Raw genomic sequence first — 15,571 nt, 5'->3', positions numbered from 1 at the left:
GATTATCGCCCCGAAACGGCACTCGACAAATTCATCCCAGATTAGTGACCCCGAACGCTGCCCGGTTTCGCGGCGATACCTGGGAGACGTGCAGCCCGTCGATCTTTCCGTCGAGCGGTCCGCAAAGCAGATCCTTCACCGTTTCGGCGTCTTGTATGTGCAGACGAAGAAGCCACGTCGAGGTCGATATGTGCCTGTCGACCGGCTTCATGGACTCCAAGATCGTCGTCAGGCCTTCGCGACGCTCAGCTTCCGTTCCGTTCTTCCTGCTGTCGTCGATCGAAACACGGTAATTGATGAGATACGATACGGGTTTGTGGTCTGCCTTGACGGCACTGGCCTCGGCTGACTTCAGGGCGGCGATCCAGCTTGCAACCTTATGCCGGTGGTCTGACCGCACGGTCGCTTCAACGACGTCCAACATGTTCACGGCGTTCCCCTTGATCTCGAACGACCCATTTGGCGGCGGTGTTGACTAAATCAAGGGACGTGACACGTGAGTGTTTGCGGGCGGTGCGCCACACGTCGATATCGGGCAAGCGGGTGGTGCGCGAGCTAGGCGACGTGATCGCCGAGCATGGCGCGCCTAGGATGATCGTCAGCGACAATGCCGATGCCGGCGTCGAGTGGCACTATGTCGCGCCGGGCATACCAACGCAGAATGGGTTCGTCGAGAGCTTAAACGGTCGCATGCGCGACGAGCTGCTCAATGAGACGCTGTTCTTCACGGTCCGCCAGGCGCGCACGATCCTCGCCCGCTGGGTCGAGGACTACAACACTGAGCGGCCACACTCCTCGCTCGGCTACGCCACACCGGCCGCCATTGCCGCCGAACTCGAAAGGCAACGGTCGGGTTTGAACCCGACCGTTGCTTCACCCGCGCTGCTGCGCGACAACAACGGTCGGTCTCTGGTTGCAGCTGAATGAAAGGCGGGGGTCACGTCACGTGGCCCACCGCGCCTGGGGAAACCTACGACATTGGTTATTACGAACGACAGGATCAAACGCCCACCACGCAGTCTATCGCTTGTAAGTGACGAAGCTTTTGGGACGCTGTCGTCGCGAACCTTGGAGGCGCGTGACCCAACAATAATTACCTAGGCCTGCGATCAGCGTGGGGCTTCCGCCGCGACGCGAGGGCGAAGGCCATTTGCCGCGATCGATGCAAAACGCTCCTGAGACTTGGGCCATTTACTCTGCATAGCGGACGTGGCGACTTCTTTCGCGCGCTCAAGTATGATGGGCTCAAGGGCTACAAAATTTGGTAAGTCACTCAGTATCTTGCGGGCGAATTTCCTGTCACGCGTCGCGCTGAGGTTTTCCCAGTCTTCTTGTGTTCCGCCAAACTCCTCAGAGGTTTTATATTTCGCGACCTCCTTTTCTACTGCATTGAGCAACTCAATCGCACCGGCTGCAACAAATATAGCACCGTCAGTTAGCTCGGCGCGGGCACTTAACCGCTCAAGCGCGACACGGGTGTAAGCCGCTTTGGCACCATAGCCTATCACTTCAGACATACGTTGAACGGCGAATCCCATACGGCTCTCGGCCAACCGGAAAAGATCGATCGCCTTCCCAGCCGATGACAATATCTCGTGTGTCGTGTCGGAACGGTCGGTTCTTTTAATCCACCTGGGTATCCATGCGGCGAGGCCAGCAGAGGCCAAAGCGATGACGATCGCGACAGCTGTCGCGACCGCGCTAATCCCATCCCAATCGAGAACACAGTCAGTTGCGGAATTGAAGCAAGCGATAGACATGTAGCTGTCATCGCATGATAAGCTACGTGTTCAAGCCCTATGTAGTCGATGATCCCGCCAGACAGCAGCCTATGTACGATATGGAAAGGCAGAGGTGGCTCGGTTTATCTGGACAGCTCGGCGCGATTGCTAAGTGGAGCGTCTGCCGGCTGTTCTATCGCGGCACGCACCTATGCCGCGGCGGAGGCTTCGCATGACGACAGTCTCGCAAATGGCGGTCCCTCGAGCGAAGGCGTCATAGCACTGTCGATTGACTGCGCGTCGCTAGACATACTGGTCGATGCCGGTGACGGTCGGCTCAAGTGCGCTCAACTAACGTGCCTCGTGGATCTCGAACGCGGCATCGTCATGCGACATCTCCTGTGCGCAGGCGCTTCAAGCGAGGAGGGCGTCGCTGTTACGCAACGCCCTCTTCGCTGGAGGACGGATCGCCGTCTCGAAGTCCGATCCCTCGCTCATGGTGGACTTGGTCCGCTCGACCACCTTCCAGAAAGGAGTCACGCTCGTCCCAGGCCGCTGGCGCGCGGGACGAGCGTTGAGACCGACGATCGGCCTGAAGATCGCCGGGTGCAGCCGCTTTCCGACGAGCCCCGGCGCGAAGATGCCGCTGCAGTCGTCACTCTCGACACGGCTCGTCAGGTGATCGGCGAACTCATGCTTAAGTTCGGTGAAGGCCAACTCTGGCATGGACGTAGGCTTCCCGTCGCCACCCGATCAACATCATGGGGCGACCGCGCCTGCCGTGGCTGACTCTAGCAATTGCCGAAGCGACGCGACGAGGCTCCCGCTCCGCGAAAAGAACGCCGAAGCGGGCGCAGAGCGTATGGACGTGCGTCAGCGACTAATTCGGCATCGCCGTCGTGGGCGCAACCGTCGCGGACGAGGTCCCCGGGGAATGAACCTCGGGTCCGGGACCGGAAGGATCCTCTTCTCCGGCCAAACACCAGACCCCGCCTGTGAATTCGATCGGAATCGTACGACCGTCCTCCTTGCCGTCAATATCGAGCCATGAGATTCGCAGACGTCTTGGGCGTTTGTCTGTGGGGACTATTTCCACGACGCTCGATCCGCCCGCGGCGATGCCGTCGATACGCGCCAGCACCGACCCGGTTTCGTAGGACATAACGATGCTGTTGGCCGCACGGGTGCCGATGTTCGCCACGCGCATGTCGATGGCCCCGCGAAAGGAAGTTCGGAGAGAGGCAACGACGACGAACGAACGCTCATTGATGAGCCGGCGGCGCGCCAGCCATGCCGCGAGGTATGCGATCGCAGGAGAACACCAAGCTATTATCCGAGTGAAAAGATCGGGAGCAGCGGAGAGGAAATCTGGTACAGTGGGCATGGGTCGGACGATAACGCACGCATGCGTTAATATCGCAAGAAGTGGAAGTGAGGATATTGTCCTTTTTCCGTTGATGCTTCTGATGTCGTGGCTAATGTTCCTGTCAATAAGTGGTACGTCCGCGAAAGTCAGGAAGATGGGGTTCTACGGCGGCGTGGTAACCTTCGCGGTTGGTGCCATCATGATTATGCAGTGCGAATGGTTTGCCCAATAAGCTGTACGCGATGTGCCAACTGCGCCAGCGCCTGTCCTGATTGAGCCTCAGGCGGTGGGATACTTTGCGCCGTAGACGCCCAGTTAATCCTCATCGACGCAGAAGCATCTCGCCGGGCCGTTCCCGCTCTTCCTGACCGGATGAGCGATTCTGGCGGACAGCCTGCGCATCACGTCGACGGTATTGCGAACAGCGACGCGCGCGCGCGGCGCATGCCTGGTGTAGACGCCACCACCTCCGCCGCCAGCATCCCCCCCCGCGAGCGCCGACTGGAAGGCATCGGCACCTCGACGTCGGCGCCTCCTCCATCCCGGGCGCGCATGATGGCATTCCCGCATATCGCCTTCTGACGGAACGCCTGGAGCGACAGGCCAATGAAGGGGAGAAGGTCCTCCATGGCTAGGCCGAGCCGCGATGCGACGACCCGAACGAACTCCTCGCTGACCGGCGTGCCCAGGTGCAGCATCATCCGGACATCCATGAGCCGTTCCTGAGGGAGGCCAAACTCCCCGAGCACGATCTCGTCCTCGTTGCGGCGCTTGCCGTCCGGCAGATACAGACAGGCGAGGCATGCGTCCTCGCCGTCGAACCGATGCCGGGAGACTCCCAGATCGCCTGCCTGCGTCCACGAATTCACAATGCGGCGCGGGAGCGAACTCTGCACCTGAACCCTGTCGCGCGCCGTGTCCAACGCCACCGCCACGGTTTCGAAGGATAGATGTCCGGCATGCTGCACGTATTGCGCCCGATCGCCGCGGAAAGCCGTCGCCGAGATTAATCAGCCGTGCAACGCCTCCGCTGCAAGTTCAACCTTCAAGGCTTTATCGTCGACCACAGCCGCCCCGGTCCCGATGCGCATCAATCTCGGCGGATGAGACCGCCTGCACGACAGGAAGGTGCGTCGGCATCGCCACGAACCCGGCAGGGTTCACTGCGATCGAGCCGGGACATCACGCGGAACCGGTCGTCTCCGGCAGGGCCACGGCAGGAGCGGTCGCCTACGTTCACCCTCCCTAGCCGGGAGATCCTCCGTCCGGTCCCTTGTCACATGTCTAGTTAGGCGCGTCCGTGACGACGAAGGCGCGCGCAACCGACCCGACGCCGGACGGAGATAGGACGCCGTCCCTACGAACTCCTCTTATGTCTGTTCTGTTAAGGGTGACAGCCCCATTCGCAAGGCGTCGCTCAGTTGCGTAGGTCGTCCGCTGCCACCGTTCCGCGCACTACGCCCGTGACCGTGCCAACGCTCAGGTCCATTACGTGAAGAGGGACCGCATGGGCGGACGCGCTCGCGCATAACCTTTAACGCGTGACCATCGAGACGCTCGTACAGGGGAAGGGCAATGGCGGATCGAGTTGCCAACCGGTCCCGGTCGCCGTGGACGCGACGCTTGACGGCGTGAAGCACCGAATTCCGCGGAAGCCACGTAGTTGGTCGCATCCACCACGTGAGCGGCGCAACGGCGAAGCAGCAGCTCTGGCTCGTCGCTTCGGCGAGCCGGCGCGCGTCACTCCTCGTCTTTTGCGGCTGCCGTGCGTTCGATCGCCGGGACGAACCTTAATCGCCGGCCATGGCCTATGGACTGCCGGAAACGCGGTGCGCTATCAGCCTGTCCGTGAACAAGGGGGAAACAGCAGCGGACGACCGAGCCGCCCTGCGATGGTTCGCCGACCGATCCGACCCGACCAAGCTGCTCGCCCGGCGATATGGCCAGGCCGAATGGCGAGTTCTTCGGCCCGCCATAGTCGAGATCTTCGATCTAGACAGGACGCATCACTTCCTGAGGGCGGCACCATCCTTCCTCGAACGCGTCCACGAGCGCCAGATCACCATAGCCATGCGAAACGCGCTCGAACGCGATCCGCGGCGGCGCCTCGAGAACTGTCAGGCGCTGATGGACGCCTGCGGCGCGGACCTGGACGATCCCCTGATCCGGGTCATCGCGATCGAAGCCGACGACTCCCGGCGACGTCTCGATCTCGCCATCCACGCGATCGCCCGATCCGGGCGGCCGCGATGTCTGGTCGTCGAGGCGAAGTTCAAGGCCCCGCTTCAGCCTCGACAGCTGGAGCGGTATCGGGCGACGGTGATGGTCGACTACCCTGCAGCCGATCAGAGGATGCTCCGGGTCGTCGGCTCGGCGCCTCCGGCAGACTTCGAAGATCGGACCGGCAGTCTGAAGGAGTGGCAGTTCATGCACTGGTCGACGTTGCTTCGACGCTGGCAGCGTGCGCTGCCCGATACGGAATCGAAGGCGACGATGGAGCTGATGGGGCAGATCTGGAGGCAGAAGTGACGGCGGTGGCGATACCGGAAAGCGTGCGCGATTATCTTCATGACGGAGGCGTGCGCCATGCGATCGGCGAGCTTCTGCGCCTCGACGGGCAGGACGATGTGCTGCCAAGCCTCGAATGGCGCGAACTCCCCCGATACTACGAAGCGCTGGCAGCCGCTCAGCGCTTCCGGATCGACTGGATGCTGTTCTCCCAGCAGGCATGGGCGGAGGTCTGGCCGGACATCGCACCGGCATGGAGGCCCTACGCTCCCCACGAGCAGGTCGAGATGGAAGACGGCGTGCAGCCCACCCTCGCGAACTGCTGCGACACGGATACCGGCCTGCTCTGGTTCGGACGCGTGTTCCATCGCGGCGAGTGGACGCTGGGAACGAGCGTCGCGGCAGCACCCGGTGACGGACTGCGGTTCCGCATGGACGGCGCGGGACCGCGTTCGTGGGAACGCATCAGTCTGACGGAGTTTTCCGACGAGATGAAGGGGACGGGCATCTGGCCCTCCCGCGTCGCCGCTTCGCTGGACGGCGAGACCGTCGATCTGTCGGACCTGCGCGCCGTCGCAAGAGCGGCGCTGACGGAGGCGGAACTTCAGATCGACAGAGGTTTCGCCAATCCCCGTCCTACCAGCCGGAAGCCGATCGGTTCCAGGACGTAGCACGACGATTCCTGCGTCGCCCGTCGGTCTACTTGGAGAGCGGTGCGTAGCGAGGGGCGGGAGGAGGGCCTGCCCCCCGGTCTGTTCAAGCTTCTTCGGCAGTCTTCGCTGGTCGAGGCTTGCGTGCGGCCTTAGGCGCCTCGTCTGCGGGCTTGGCGCCCTTCTGACCTGGCTTGCGACCTAAGCCGATCGACTTGGCCATCGTCCGACGCGCTTCCGAATAAGAAGGGGCCACCATCGGGTAGTCCGACTTGAGGTTGTAGCGGGCGCGGTATTCGTCAGGCGTCATGCCGTTGGTCGCAAGATGACGCCGCAACGTCTTGTATGGCTTGCCGTCAATCATGGAAACGATGTGGTGGGGGGAAGACAGCGATTTGCGCGCGGTGACTGCTGGCTCGTATGTCGAAGCCAGCTCTTCCGCATTATCTGGAGCCGTCGCGCCCGAAAGCTTCGCGACAGCGGCGTGCATCGAAATCAGAAATGCAGGAACGTCATCCGCGCTGGTTCGGGTATTTGGATTCGCTAGCCATGCCGCTGTCAGTTCGGCAGCCAACTCAACTGCGCTGATCTCATCACTCATCTGCATCTCGCTACATTGGGGAAGGGGTCGGATAGATCCGAAACGGACTATCTTCAAGCTTCGAAAGGCGCTTCGCTATTTCCGATCGTTCGTCCAGAACACCCAAGAGCTCTTTCCCGAACTCTTCGCCAGATACATGGCCTTGTCAGCTACGCCCAAGGTCTCTTCGACGGTCCTTCCCGTCGCTGCCCCCAAGCTGCACGTCGTCCTCCATTCCGACGCGTCCATCGCCGACATGAGCAGCCGGTGGATCTTCCCTGCCGTTCGTTCCGCTTCCGCTTCGTCGCGTACCGCCAGGCAGAACGCGAACTCGTCCCCGCCGAGGCGAGTCGTGACGTCATACGGTCGAACGGCCGAAACGAGCGCCTCCGCGACTAGACGGAGGACGTCGTCGCCAGCGGCATGGCCGTGCTGATCGTTCACGGCCTTGAAGTCGTCCAGGTCAATGAAGCCACACAGAAGGATGCGGTCGTCGCGCCGCGCCGACGATTCCAGGCGCTCGCTCTCGCGCTTGAACGACCGGCGATTGCCGAGTCCGGTGAGAGGATCGATGTGCGCCGTCGCACGCTCGCGGTCGAACGTCCGACGGAATGCGCTCACGAGAAAGATCACGAATGCCAGCCCGAAGGTTCTCATGCCGGCGTTCCATGCGACGATCGCCATCGGGACCGACGAAGCCTGCGCGGATACGCCATCATTCAAACCGTTGAGGTAGAGGGTGACGATGACGGTGATGACGCCCAAGGCGAGGCCTGCGAGCCTGCCGAGGCACCAAGTGGTCAGGCACAGCGGCAGAAGATACAGCGAGTTCAACGAGAAATGCGGTCCCGTCGCGCCGTCAACGATGCTCAGCCCACCCCACAGAGCCATGACCCAACAGGCAGCCGTCGATGGGTCCAGGTCGGCTGAGCTTCGCAGTAGGGATTCGTAGGGCGTCGGCTGTCTCTGCCGCAATCGTGGGATCGGCCGATATCGGGTCTTCATCGATGTCACCCCGTCCAAACGTTCATCTTCCGTGCGAGGCATCCCGAGCGGTAACGGGCCTGCCGCCGCGCAGGTCGTATCTTCGAGACCGACATGCGAACCGGGCAGGACGAGATGCCGACGGACCGAAGGCATTCGACGCCATGCGCAGCGTTCGAACCAGGGGACCCGGCGGGCTACGCGCGCCAAGGGTCAGGCGTATCTCTCGCGCCAGGTCATCCTGCGGACGTTGGGTTCGCGCCGGTCGCCGTAAAGCATGATCGAAGCCCAGCGCACCTCGTCCGCGACGTCCTCGTCGCAGACGGAGGCGGCCCAGATTCCGCGAAGGATGTCCCGGACGTAGCCGCGCGCGCGCAGTACGTCCTCCGCGGTCTCGGGAGCGTCGGCGATCTCCACCATCCAGCTGTCTCGTCCGGCTCGATCCACCATCAGGCCCGCGACGGTGGTCCCGTCGCCAAGGCGATGGTCCAGCAGATGAAGCAGGGCCGTCACGTCGGCTTCCGCCCTTCGCTCCTCTGTGAACCAGCCCATCGGCGCCATCAGCTCGAGGAGACTGCCGCCCAGGAAGCCACGGGCCCTCCAGTCAATGTCGTCGAGCGAGCACGCCCAGGGCCTGCCGGCCGCCAAGGGGAGTCGTTTCTCGACGAACGGCCGGGTGGCCGAAGCGCCGTGAGCCACCACGAAGTCGACGTCGAGGAGGATGGCGGTCGCCTCGCCATCCGAGATGGACCGCCCGATAAGGTCCCCGTCGACGAGGTCGACGTCGCGGCCCGAGACGGCCGAGATGGGCGTCCGCGCCTCCTCGAGCCACGTCCGCCTCTCTCCCGTCTCGACGATGCGCATGAGCCGGTCGAGACGGAACCGCTGGACGGACAGCTCCACGATCCTGTCACGTCGGTGATCGTCCCCGGAGGTCCGGACGGCGAGGGCGAGGCCCACCGTTCCGCGGGCGTGCTCGTCGCCGGTGAGGCGACGATCCATGGGCCCGAGGCGCCGCTGGACGCGGAAGTCATGGTGCCGATGGAGCGCGCGCGCGAGGTCCGACGCCTCCATCGACAACGTGATCCGGTCCGGGTTCACGCGGCCAGCTTCCAATCGACGAAGCGCTGCTCGACGACGACGTCCAGGCCTGCCGCCAAGGGGGAAGCGGGATCCGCCGCGGCGAGCTCCAGCGTGTCCGCCATCGCGTCGCTTATCATCGCAGTCGCCATGGCCGCCGTGCGATCGAACCCGTGCGCGACCGTCGCTTTCGACGCGGCGCTCGCGCCGCAGCGCCCGACGATCCGCTCGATCAGGTCCGCCGGACGGTCGGTCACGATCGCGCAGAACGCGAACACGCGGCTGCCCCCGTCCATGCAGTCGACCCAGCAGGTGAGGAGTTCGGGACGGGGAAGCCGCGACGACCAGGGGGCGGAATCCACCAGCCCCTCGTCGACGACGCGCATCGGATCGCCTTCGTGGCCGGCGACGTCGTGGACGCGATCTTCGTCCGCGCCGTCGTCCTCCTCGTCCAGCAGGGCGTCGATCGCGCGGGGATCCGCATCGAGGCCCAGCCCGAGGGAATGGAGCACGACCGATCGGGTGAAGTGACCGAGCTGCTGGCACGCGTCGATCGGCGGCAGCCCGTCGAACAGGACGCGTGGCGTCAGCATCCATGCCGCAGGATCCTCGTCGAGACCTTCGCGAGCGAAGCGCGCTCCCGCATCCGCCGCCGCGATGGCGAGGCGGACCAGGCGGCGCGACGTGGTCGTGACCGCGACGTCGTCGATGGCGTCGGGATCGAGCGGGTCGCAGTTCCAGTCGGATCCGATCGTTCCGACGCCAAGCGAGTCGGCGTCGCCGATCACCATGGAGGTCGGGTGGCGATCGAGAGTCTCGTTCGAATGGTGGAAAGCCATGTGATGCTCCTGTGCGTGCGACCGGATCCTCTCGATCCGCACAGCCAACCTAGGGCGTGGTTAACGATACGTCAAGAAATATTGGCGCATATTTTTTCTTTGTAGTCTATGCGACGGCGATCGCGCCAACTATGTCAGGTGCATGATCGATCGAGACCTCGCCGTGGCCCTGTCCGCCCTCGGACAGCCGATCCGGCTCAAGCTATACCGGCTCCTGGTCGCAGCCGGTTCCGATGGCGTCGGTCCGGTCGTCCTGTCGGGCGCCGCAGGGATCCAGCGCAACCTGGTGAGCTACCATCTGCAGCCGCTCGTCGCGGCGGGGCTCGTCAGAAGCGAACGCAGAGGCCGCGACGTGAACTACAGGGTCGAAGGCGCAGGACTGAACCGGCTTGCCGCCGCGGTTCTGGGTCTTTCTGAACCGCCGAAGGACGCCGTTGGCTGATCCGAGAGGCGAAGGACGAAGGGTGAGAGGGCCGCTCCGGAATCAGATCCGGCGGAAAGATGTCAGATCGTCGGAAGGAATCGGGGAAAAGGCGGTTCGCCGTCAAGCCGTCCACGGGAACCCGAACACACCGGCTCGGATCCTGGGCGCTGGCACCTGTCGAGAACGTCGTCGGCCCGGGATGCGCGTCCCTGCCCCGTGACCGGCACGGTCGGCGGGAGTTCTTCAGATGGACGACATCGGGCTCGTGGGCCTGGACCTCGCACGGGGTGCGGCACGTCCCCAGCGTCCCGCCCGAGCGTTCGCGGAACGCGGCCGCGAGCCCACTGCAGCGGGACGCGGACCGCGACGTTCGCCAAAGGATCCGTTCCGTGCCGTCATCGGGTGGCGGATCGTCCGGAGCGTCGTCCGCCTCTTCCTCACGATGCTCCGGCAATCCAGACGGCGAACCGTCGTCAGTCTCTTCGGGTATGACCGGCGCGGGGGTCAGGGCGCGCAACCGACCGAGGGCGTTCATCGTTCCGACCGCCGCCGAGAAGCTTGGAAGGTTAGAAAGAGCGAGGGATCGGAGGCCCGCGGCGGACCTCAGGATGGAATGCAATGGAACAGATCGAAGCCGCTCGTCTCGCGGAACTACCGACCACCCAGTGGGAGCAGGCGAAGGAACGCGTCGCGGTGGTGCGACGCTATCTGCGCCAAGGGGACACGTCGATGCACGCGGTCACGCGACACGCCCACGAAATCGGCCTCGGGCGAGGGATGTTCTACAGGCTGGTGAAGGTCGTCAAGGCGTGGGACGAATGCAAAGAGCCCGTGCGCCCTAAGGCGCCCCGCAGACCGACGGACGTCGCATCCGCGTTGCTGGCGCGAGAGGCAGTCGATCTGGCGGGACCTGCCGCGACGCTGGAACAGGCCATCGCCCGTGCCGTCGAGCTCGCCACGGACAGAGGGACCATCCCTCCGAGCGAACGAGCGATACGCGGCGCCTACGGCCGAGTGCGCTCGGGACGTGCCACCCGCGAACGCCTCAAGCTACCTGGGCGCTTTGCGATAGACGCCACCGCCCTCGAAGCGACCGTCGCCGATGGCCACGCTCCGGCAATCGCGGTCCTGACGGCCGTGGTGGACATGCGGGACGGCATGCTGGTCGCATGGCGGCTCTCTGCCGGAGAAGCCGACGCGGCGACACTCTCTCAGCTGATCGACGTCTCATTGCCGGACCTGCTCGCAACTCGCGCAATCACGGTCTCGTCCGCCCTTCCGGATGGGATCGGACCACTGCTTGCTCGAGGCTCCATCGAGATCGCGGAACGGCGGACGGCGGGCGGCAGCATCCTCAAGGCCGTGCTCGGATCGAAGATCGGACGCATCCGTATCCTACCACGATACCTTTCCCGGGGGAGCGACGTGAAGCCTCCAGTGGTCCAGTTCGACGATCTTCACGCCGTGATCACGGAGATCTTCGCGGCCGAGGGGATCGCGATCGGAGGGGACGGGACTTGAGTCCCGGTATCGCTATGAGGCATTCCGCGGAATGCCCAGGCCGACGTCATCGTCCGCCTCCATCTCGAACTCGCACGACGATCTCGAGCTGCACCGAACACGGAACGTTCTGGCGAACGTTCCTGATCTAATGCCACAATCTAGTTCCTATCCCGGATGTAGGAGCTGAATATCACGACCATGTCCTGTACGAGCGCTTCCACCGATCTTTCGCCCGCTTCACTGCTCCGAGAACGCAGCTCGGAAAACGATGCGAGCCGTGCGCCGTTGCGGACGTTGACCTCGGCTCCGATGGCGAACGAAGCTTCGAACGAATTGACGAAATGGCCCAGGTCCGACGTTGTCGCGGGTGATGGACGGGCCGCTCGTCCGCGGGTGAGCAGACGTCGGTCCCCGAGCCTGTCACCCACGATGCCGATCAGCCTCACGCCGAACTGCCTCTCCCCACCGGGAAGGATGTCGATCCAAGGACGTCGCGACGCTCCGAGTTCGGATCCTGCCCTATCTGCCCGCTTGATGAGCCTCGGCGGGACCACCCAGTCGACGCGCTCTATGCGATCGGCGACCGGCAGATGGTCAGCGGCACCCAGCAATCGATGCCTCATGTCGCCTAGCGCGTGACCCAACCCTTCCGGATCGTTTCCCGGTTCGAGGGCGATGCCCAGTATGATGCCGCTCGGAACGTCAACGATGGCCGTGATCCACCAGTCGCTCTCCGGAGGATGGTCGATCCTGACGTCCACTCGGCAGAAGTCGATCAGCAGATGCGCGCCTAGAGGTTGCAGCGCGGGCCGCCCGGGTGAGGATCGTCTAAGTTGCTGGATCCGCCGCTTCAACGCCGACGGCGTCGGCAGAGCGATATCAGGATGCCCCGAGTCGCCTCGTCTGGCGTTCAAATGACGTTCGACGTCCGCGATCGTCGCGGACGGAGAGCCCGATAGCGCCTCCTCGATCCATTTATCGATCGGCTCGCCGAAACCGTCGCGCGTGCCCGAGGCCCGCTGTCCGACTCTGTATTGCGGCACCAGGCCGCGGATCGGACCGAGCACCGACATCCGCTGGATGAGCCTGTAGGCGTTGGCGCGACCCGTAGAGGCCTTCTTCGCGACCTCGCTCATGCCTTCTCGAACCGGGGAGCTTCTGTGAGCCCAGAACGCGAGCAGTCGTCGTCCGACCTCCTCCTTCTGCTCCTCCGGCAACGCTAGATAGGCGGCCAGTTCGCGATCCGCGACCAACGCGATCGCAGCGCCATCGGCGTCTTTGGCTATGGCGCGTCGACCGCCCTGGTCCGGTTCCGCCGCGTCCATCCGTAGCCATCCGGTGACTGCAGCTTTCAGGGCGTCAGGTATTTCGATCGCCCCGTTCTCCGGCAGTTTCTGAACTTCGGTCATCGACGCGACCTAGAACCAACCGGCACGATCTTCAACGTCCGATAAATTGCCTAGACAGAAACTTGAAACACTTTTATGTCATCACTATCTGCCTAGAGCCGGGGATGGATAGGAGACGTGAGATGAAGATTGGAATCAAGGGCGGCGATCTCGGATGCGAGCATGCGCCGCCCATAGCGGGCGGCTCGTGCCGCCTGCCCGTAGGCGCTTCGGTGCTCGTCGGAGGATGCCGCATGATCCACCTCGGACTGACGTGCACCGGAAGGGCGGCGTTCGTCCGCGAGACGGACTTCGGCGACTTCAGCCGCCCTCACGCTCCGACCATGGCGACGTGGCGCTGCCCGCGTCACGAACGGATGCCGGTGCGCGGCATCAGGCATGCCGAGGAGGGCCGCTGCGCCCGAAGGCACGGGAACGCCACGCGGAACGCCGGTCGCGGCAGGCGGTCCTCGTTCAAGCGGAACCGGCCTTCGGCTCGATCTACTCCGAAGCCCGCCGCCTCCGGAGGCGAGACCGCCGACTAGGCGTCGTCGCGGCGACGCCGCCAAATCCAAACGGACCGTCCAGGTCCGTCCTGCCGGCCCGCAGCCGGAGAACCCGGGCCGCGATGCGGTCGGCGGAACGCCGACGCGTGCCTCGAACACATGAGGACCCGACCATGAAGACCGTAATCGAAACGTCGTCCGTCGAGGACGACCGCACGGCCGCCAGCGAGCGCGAGGTCGATCGCCGGAACCACGTCGTCGGTCGGCATCCCCTGCGCAAGGACCGTCGCCTGGCGGGCAGGCGGAACCTCCCGTTCGTCGCCAGGACCGTCGATGGCGCCGCGCAGGGCCCCGTCGCCAATCCGCCACGGAAGTTGGGGCGCAACGATCAGGAGCATGGGCGCCCGATCCCCGTCGACCTCCCGGCAGGCCCGTCGCCTCGGCAGGCGAACGGCGGGGACGCACCGGAGGAGGGGGCGAAGCCGAGCGATGTTTGCCTCGGGTGGGAAGACGCGGCGGAACGAAAGGCCAGCATCGAGCGGGCCGACGACCTGCTGTCGTCCGCCGCGATCCGAGTTCTCGTCGACCCCGCCGTCACTTTGGCGAAGGCGTACGAACTCTACCAAGCCGACGTTCTGGCCCTCGACGATGGGGCGAAAGGCGGACCGGTCTGTGCGGACCTTCCATGTCTGCGCAGGCGCATCCGGTTCCTGCGCGTGGTCCTTGAGATCACGCAGCCGCATTTGCTGCCGGATCCGGGCGCGAACGGAAAGGCGCGATCGCGAGCGGTCCGCAACCCCGCCGGCGTCTAGCGCGCCTTTCACGGCGGTATGCCCCGATTGACGCAAGAGCATGGGCCAAGTCCGGTCCCTGCCGCTCGCGCCGATCGGGAAATGACCGCTGCGGCGCCGAGGATCGGTTCTTCCGCGGCCGCCAGACACCACCACTAGCTCGTACACGCGAAGGGATCGGCAATGATCGTGATCATAGTGATGCAGCACATCGAAGAGGAGCCCGTGGAGGCCGACGTCCGGCCGACCGAGCGCACCGTACATGGGCCGGTTCGGTCCATGTGGGTGCGAGGGCGCGATCGGCGGAGCGCCGGCATGGCGCGCCATCGTCCGAGCGCCGGGTGGGACCGCTGAAGGTGATCGAGGCCCCGGGAACCTTCGCCGTGAACGTCGGCGATCACATGCTGTTCGCTGCCGGCACGGACGACTTCGTCGATCCGACGCTCGCGCCCAGCGCCGACCGCGTGAGATCCCTGATCGGCGGCCACGACTACGATCTCGGCCTCGTTCCCCGCGCCAGGATGGTCAGAGCTCGCGATGGGGCTCCGCACGGCGCGCTCAGAACCTTCAACGGCAACCTGTCGCACGAGAACGGCCTGGTGGAGAGCTTCAAGAGCGGCCGCATGCTCGGCTGGCAGGGAGAAAGCCAGTATCTCGCGGTGATAAGAGCGCAGACGTCGCACGAGGTGATCGCCGTCGCGACCGAAAGCGTCCGGTTCGAGTGGATCGACGGCGGCGCGCGCCACAAGTACACGGCCGATCTCGAGCTGATCCCCGAGAAGGGGCCGATCCACCTCATCGAGGTGAAACGAGACGAGCGCGACCTCGACGACCCGGCCCTATGCAGGTCGCTCGCGATCGTCGCCGAGATCTGCCGGTGCTGCGCGTTGCAGTTCGACATCGTCTTCGGTCGAGACATCTTCGCATCCGACGTCCACCGCAGACAGGCCTCGAAGTTCGCGTCCCAGGCGAAGGTCGTCCCGACGGGCGAGGACATCCGGGCCCTTCTCGCGCACGCGGCGGAGACGGGCGGGACGTCGACCTACCAGCGACTGTCCCGCGCCCTGAGGCCGGACTGCGAGCGGATGGGAAACGCTCTCGTGCGGTCGATGACCGTGCGCCGCCTCGTCGAGATCGATCTCACCACCCGCGTGCGCAGCGACACTCCGGTCGTCCTTCATCCCGCGAACGCCCGGTCGTGATCCGATCCCCACCGTCCGAGCCGACGTGC

18 protein-coding genes and 1 pseudogene are annotated in these 15,571 nt (G+C 64.5%); 9 read left to right on the top strand and 10 right to left on the bottom strand.

Annotated elements, in window-relative coordinates; genetic code table 11:
• Nucleotides 1-31 precede the first annotated feature (31 nt).
• On the bottom strand, nucleotides 32-430 hold the full coding sequence (locus J4O76_RS02840; protein ID WP_426280103.1) for a hypothetical protein: 399 nt from the start codon (nucleotides 428-430) through the stop codon (nucleotides 32-34).
• Between the two features lie 38 nt (nucleotides 431-468).
• Between J4O76_RS02840 and J4O76_RS02835 the strand changes: the two are divergent.
• A pseudogene (locus tag J4O76_RS02835) lies at nucleotides 469-927 on the top strand (integrase core domain-containing protein); the annotation flags it as partial.
• 182 nt (nucleotides 928-1,109) lie between these two features.
• Here J4O76_RS02835 and J4O76_RS02830 read toward each other — a convergent pair.
• From J4O76_RS02830 to J4O76_RS02815, 4 genes are all read right to left on the bottom strand, one after another.
• Nucleotides 1,110-1,760 (bottom strand): hypothetical protein, encoded by a 651-nt coding sequence (locus J4O76_RS02830; protein ID WP_426280102.1) that lies wholly within the window; start codon nucleotides 1,758-1,760, stop codon nucleotides 1,110-1,112.
• Nucleotides 1,761-2,135: 375 nt separating this feature from the next.
• On the bottom strand, nucleotides 2,136-2,447 hold the full coding sequence (locus J4O76_RS02825) for a hypothetical protein (protein WP_426280101.1): 312 nt from the start codon (nucleotides 2,445-2,447) through the stop codon (nucleotides 2,136-2,138).
• Between the two features lie 154 nt (nucleotides 2,448-2,601).
• A complete protein-coding gene (locus J4O76_RS02820) occupies nucleotides 2,602-3,105 on the bottom strand; it encodes a hypothetical protein (RefSeq protein WP_426280100.1) in 504 nt (167 codons plus the stop codon).
• 383 nt (nucleotides 3,106-3,488) lie between these two features.
• Complete coding sequence (locus tag J4O76_RS02815; protein ID WP_426280099.1) at nucleotides 3,489-4,055, bottom strand: hypothetical protein; 567 nt, start codon at nucleotides 4,053-4,055, stop codon at nucleotides 3,489-3,491.
• 880 nt (nucleotides 4,056-4,935) lie between these two features.
• Between J4O76_RS02815 and J4O76_RS02810 the strand changes: the two genes are divergently transcribed.
• Nucleotides 4,936-5,616 carry a PD-(D/E)XK nuclease family protein gene (locus J4O76_RS02810; RefSeq protein ID WP_426280098.1) on the top strand — a complete coding sequence of 227 codons (681 nt, stop codon included), beginning with the start codon at nucleotides 4,936-4,938 and terminating at the stop codon, nucleotides 5,614-5,616.
• A gap of 23 nt (nucleotides 5,617-5,639) precedes the next feature.
• A complete protein-coding gene (locus tag J4O76_RS02805; protein ID WP_426280097.1) occupies nucleotides 5,640-6,266 on the top strand; it encodes a hypothetical protein in 627 nt (208 codons plus the stop codon).
• 85 nt (nucleotides 6,267-6,351) lie between these two features.
• On the opposite strand, the gene J4O76_RS02800 is transcribed toward J4O76_RS02805, so the two are convergent.
• The 4 genes from J4O76_RS02800 to J4O76_RS02785 all read right to left on the bottom strand — a co-directional run bounded on the left by J4O76_RS02800 (nucleotide 6,352) and on the right by J4O76_RS02785 (nucleotide 9,728).
• On the bottom strand, nucleotides 6,352-6,846 hold the full coding sequence (locus tag J4O76_RS02800) for a MucR family transcriptional regulator (protein ID WP_426280096.1): 495 nt from the start codon (nucleotides 6,844-6,846) through the stop codon (nucleotides 6,352-6,354).
• Nucleotides 6,847-6,921: 75 nt separating this feature from the next.
• Nucleotides 6,922-7,716, bottom strand: a complete 795-nt coding sequence (locus J4O76_RS02795) for a GGDEF domain-containing protein (RefSeq protein ID WP_426280095.1) — start codon at nucleotides 7,714-7,716, stop codon at nucleotides 6,922-6,924.
• 306 nt (nucleotides 7,717-8,022) lie between these two features.
• Complete coding sequence (locus tag J4O76_RS02790; RefSeq protein WP_426280094.1) at nucleotides 8,023-8,910, bottom strand: 3'-5' exonuclease; 888 nt, start codon at nucleotides 8,908-8,910, stop codon at nucleotides 8,023-8,025.
• Nucleotides 8,907-9,728, bottom strand: coding sequence for a hypothetical protein (locus J4O76_RS02785; protein WP_426280093.1), 822 nt, complete (start codon nucleotides 9,726-9,728; stop codon nucleotides 8,907-8,909). The genes J4O76_RS02790 and J4O76_RS02785 overlap by 4 nt, the downstream gene beginning before the upstream one ends.
• 142 nt (nucleotides 9,729-9,870) lie before the next feature.
• Here J4O76_RS02785 and J4O76_RS02780 point away from each other — a divergent pair, with 142 nt between their 5' ends.
• Together J4O76_RS02780 and J4O76_RS02775 are read left to right on the top strand one after the other, a co-directional pair.
• Nucleotides 9,871-10,170, top strand: coding sequence for an ArsR/SmtB family transcription factor (locus J4O76_RS02780; RefSeq protein WP_426280092.1), 300 nt, complete (start codon nucleotides 9,871-9,873; stop codon nucleotides 10,168-10,170).
• Between the two features lie 600 nt (nucleotides 10,171-10,770).
• Entirely contained in the window at nucleotides 10,771-11,673 is a 903-nt protein-coding gene (locus J4O76_RS02775) for a hypothetical protein (RefSeq protein WP_426280091.1), read from the top strand.
• Nucleotides 11,674-11,813: 140 nt separating this feature from the next.
• Here the strand turns inward: J4O76_RS02775 and J4O76_RS02770 are convergent, their stop codons facing one another.
• Nucleotides 11,814-13,064, bottom strand: a complete 1,251-nt coding sequence (locus J4O76_RS02770) for a hypothetical protein (protein WP_426280090.1) — start codon at nucleotides 13,062-13,064, stop codon at nucleotides 11,814-11,816.
• A 122-nt stretch (nucleotides 13,065-13,186) separates the two neighbouring features.
• On the opposite strand from J4O76_RS02770, the gene J4O76_RS02765 reads away from it, so the two are divergent.
• The 4 genes from J4O76_RS02765 (at nucleotide 13,187) to J4O76_RS02750 (ending at nucleotide 15,542) form a co-directional block, all read left to right on the top strand.
• Nucleotides 13,187-13,588, top strand: coding sequence for a hypothetical protein (locus tag J4O76_RS02765; protein ID WP_426280089.1), 402 nt, complete (start codon nucleotides 13,187-13,189; stop codon nucleotides 13,586-13,588).
• A gap of 134 nt (nucleotides 13,589-13,722) precedes the next feature.
• Nucleotides 13,723-14,361, top strand: coding sequence for a hypothetical protein (locus tag J4O76_RS02760; protein WP_426280088.1), 639 nt, complete (start codon nucleotides 13,723-13,725; stop codon nucleotides 14,359-14,361).
• 162 nt (nucleotides 14,362-14,523) lie between these two features.
• The gene (locus J4O76_RS02755) at nucleotides 14,524-14,694 is read left to right on the top strand and encodes a hypothetical protein (protein WP_426280087.1); all 171 of its coding nucleotides are present in this window, start codon (nucleotides 14,524-14,526) and stop codon (nucleotides 14,692-14,694) included.
• Nucleotides 14,695-14,696: 2 nt separating this feature from the next.
• Nucleotides 14,697-15,542 carry a hypothetical protein gene (locus J4O76_RS02750; RefSeq protein ID WP_426280086.1) on the top strand — a complete coding sequence of 282 codons (846 nt, stop codon included), beginning with the start codon at nucleotides 14,697-14,699 and terminating at the stop codon, nucleotides 15,540-15,542.
• Nucleotides 15,543-15,571 lie beyond the last annotated feature (29 nt).

Source organism: Sphingomonas sp. NFX23 (assembly GCF_049887795.1).
GTDB lineage: Bacteria > Pseudomonadota > Alphaproteobacteria > Sphingomonadales > Sphingomonadaceae > Sphingomonas.
Note: the sequence above shows the minus strand (reverse complement) of the source record. Positions and strands in the feature narration are given on the sequence as shown.